Below are 2,734 nucleotides of genomic sequence, written 5' to 3' on the forward strand. Positions count from 1 at the left end.
CCACCGAGCCGGGCCCCGGCCGCCGGCAGGGAGGCAGAAATGAGTCCGATCACCGCTCCGCCCGCGGAGCTAGTCGACCCGAACGACCGCGTACAGCTCAGGAGGGTGTTCGGGGACTTCCCGACCGGCGTCACCGTGGTGACCGTCGGCGGGAGCGAGCCCCGGGGCATGACGGCCAACTCGTTCACGTCCGTCTCGCTCTCACCGCCGCTGGTGCTGATCTGCGTCGGCAAGGACGCCGTGATGCACCAGCGCCTCACCGCCCTGCCGACGTTCGCCGTATCGGTTCTGGAAGCCGGGCAGGAGAAGGCCGCCAGGCATTTCGCGGACCGCTCCCGTCCGCCGGGCGCCGACCAGTTCGACTCGGTGGACTGGCTGCTCGGGGAGGCGTCCGGCGCACCGCTGATCGCGGGTGCGGTGGCCCACCTGGAATGCGCGAAGCACCGGCTCTACGACGGTGGCGACCACACGATCTTCCTCGGCGAAGTGATCACGGCGACGCGCTGGCCGGTCCGCGAGGGGATGCTGTTCTCCGGCGGCCGCTTCCGCCGGTTCGCACCGGATGCGGGCGAAGGAAGGGCGGCATGAGGATCGATCCGCCCGGCCCGCCGCTCAGGGCGCTTCCGGGACTGCTGAGGAAGCTGGCGGTGGACCGCCTCGGCATGATGCAGGACGCGGCCGACCTCGGGGACGCCGTCCGCGTCTCCATGGGGCCCAAGAAGCTGTACGTCTTCAACCGTCCCGACTACGCCAAGCACGTCCTGGCGGACAACAGCGACAACTACCACAAGGGCATCGGTCTGGTGCAGTCCCGCCGGGTGCTGGGCGACGGTCTGCTCACCAGTGACGGTGAGACGTGGCGCGAACAGCGCAGGGCCGTGCAGCCGGCGTTCAAGCCGGGCCGCATCAACCAGCAGGCGGCCGCCGTCGCGGAGGAGGCGGTGAAGCTGGTCGCCCTGCTGCGCGGTCACGAGGGGGGCGGGCCCGTGGACGTCCTCCAGGAGGTCACCGGCCTCACCCTGGGCGTGCTGGGCCGCACGCTGCTCGACTCGGACCTCACCGCGCACGAGTCGCTCGCCCATTCCTTCGAGGAGGTCCAGGACCAGGCCATGCTGGAGATGGTGAGCCAGGGCATGGTGCCCGGCTGGCTGCCGCTGCCTCCGCAGGCGCGCTTCCGGCGCGCCCGCCGGGAGCTGTACCGGGTGGCCGACCTGCTGGTGGCCGACCGGCGCTCCAGGAGGGCCGGCGGGGAGGCGGACGACGACGCGCTGGCCCGGATCATCGTCGCGGCCGACCGGCGGCGGGGCGATCCGGCCGGAACCCGCCGCAGGCTGCGCGAGGAGCTGGTCACCCTGCTGCTGGCGGGACACGAGACCACGGCCAGTACGCTCGGCTGGACCCTGCATCTGCTGGAGCGTCACCCCGAGGCGCGCGACCGGGTCCGCGCCGAGGCCCGCGCCGCCCTCGGCGACCGCGTCCCCCGGCTGGAGGACCTGCACCGGCTGCCGTACACGACGATGGTGGTGCAGGAGGCGATGCGGCTGTTCCCTCCCGTGTGGATCCTGCCCAGGGTCGCCCAGCGGAGCGACGTGGTGGGCGGCTACACGGTGACCGCCGGCTCGGACGTGCTGGTCTGCCCGTACATCATGCACCGCCACCCGGGCCTGTGGGACGATCCCGAGCGCTTCGACCCGGATCGGTTCGAACCCGGGCAGGTGGCCGCCCGGCCCCGGTACGCGTACATCCCGTTCGGCGCGGGGCCCCGATTCTGCGTCGGCAGCAACCTCGGGATGATGGAGGCGGTGTTCGTCACGGCCCTGGTCACCCGCGATCTCGATCTGCGTACTGTCGCCGGACACCGGGCGGTTGCCGAACCCATGCTCTCCCTGCGGATGCGCGGAGGGCTACCGATGACGGTGAGTGCGGCGAGGTGAGCCGGCTCTCGAGGGCGAAGTGGGCCAGCAGGACCGGTGGATCGAGGGCGTCCACCTTACGCAGGAGGATGTCCACCGGACGGAGCAGCGCGCCGGGGTGCACCACGAGCGGTCCGCTGTGCCCGAGGAGCAGCGGTTCGGAGTCGAGCCGGTGGGGCTGGTGGCCGACGGAGTAGGAGTGGGCCAGGATGTGCCAGGTGCCCACGGGGACGTCCCGGAGCTCGAAGGCCCCGGGGCTCTCCAGAGTGGTCCAGCGCGCCGGCCGGCCCTGGCGCATCCTGCCGGGGAACAGGCCCACGAAGACCCGCTCCGGCCTCTCGCCCGGAGCGGAATGAATGCGTCCGCGTAACGAGAGGTTGTGGGCGACGGAGGTAATACGGCTCGCGGGGGAGGGGAATCCCGGCTGCACCCCGCCGAAGTCGCGATAGGCGCTCGTGGAAAGGCCCACACAGGCCTTGAACCGCGAGCTGAAGGTACCGACGCTGCTGTAGCCGACCTGGCTGCTGATATCGGCCACACTGAGTGCAGTATGCACCAGAAGTCGCTTGGCCTCCTGAATCCGTAAGGCGGACAGGAAACGCCCGGGAGAGGTACCGGTGACTTCACGGAAGATGCGGGTGAAATGGAACTTGCTGAACATCGCCGTGCGCGCCATGTCGTCGATCGTGAGGTTCTGACCGAGGTTGACGTGCATGTACTCGACGACCCGGCGGACCGCGTCCTCGATGGTGTTCGTGGTCACCGTAACTCCCTGTCGTTGTATGTATTAAACTGCGAGGTGGCTTAGTGTTATGGTTTTA

General features: G+C 70.1%; 3 protein-coding genes. 2 read left to right on the plus strand and 1 reads right to left on the minus strand.

Translation table 11 applies throughout. From position 1 onward, the window contains the following. Window positions 1-39: 39 nt before the first annotated feature. Window positions 40-588: an NADH-dependent FAD reductase SgcE6 gene (gene sgcE6, locus ACFV20_RS36670; RefSeq protein WP_073771985.1), complete on the plus strand. Its 549-nt coding sequence runs from the start codon at window positions 40-42 to the stop codon at window positions 586-588. Then, window positions 585-1,934, plus strand: coding sequence for a cytochrome P450 (locus tag ACFV20_RS36675; RefSeq protein WP_385665423.1), 1,350 nt, complete (start codon window positions 585-587; stop codon window positions 1,932-1,934). Before sgcE6 ends, ACFV20_RS36675 begins: the two co-directional genes overlap by 4 nt. Here the strand turns inward: ACFV20_RS36675 and ACFV20_RS36680 are convergent. Then, window positions 1,822-2,676 carry a helix-turn-helix domain-containing protein gene (locus ACFV20_RS36680; protein WP_385665425.1) on the minus strand — a complete coding sequence of 285 codons (855 nt, stop codon included), beginning with the start codon at window positions 2,674-2,676 and terminating at the stop codon, window positions 1,822-1,824. The genes ACFV20_RS36675 and ACFV20_RS36680 overlap by 113 nt on opposite strands. Window positions 2,677-2,734 lie beyond the last annotated feature (58 nt).

Origin of the sequence: Streptomyces sp. NPDC059696, assembly GCF_042733745.1 — a bacterium.
Lineage (GTDB): Bacteria > Actinomycetota > Actinomycetes > Streptomycetales > Streptomycetaceae > Streptomyces.

Bases quoted from the DNA above. Each gene is read 5' to 3' on its own strand.
- sgcE6 (WP_073771985.1), top strand. From the start codon at position 40: ATGAGTCCGATCACCGCTCCGCCCGCGGAGCTAGTCGACCCGAACGAC.
- ACFV20_RS36675 (WP_385665423.1), top strand. From the start codon at position 585: ATGAGGATCGATCCGCCCGGCCCGCCGCTCAGGGCGCTTCCGGGACTG.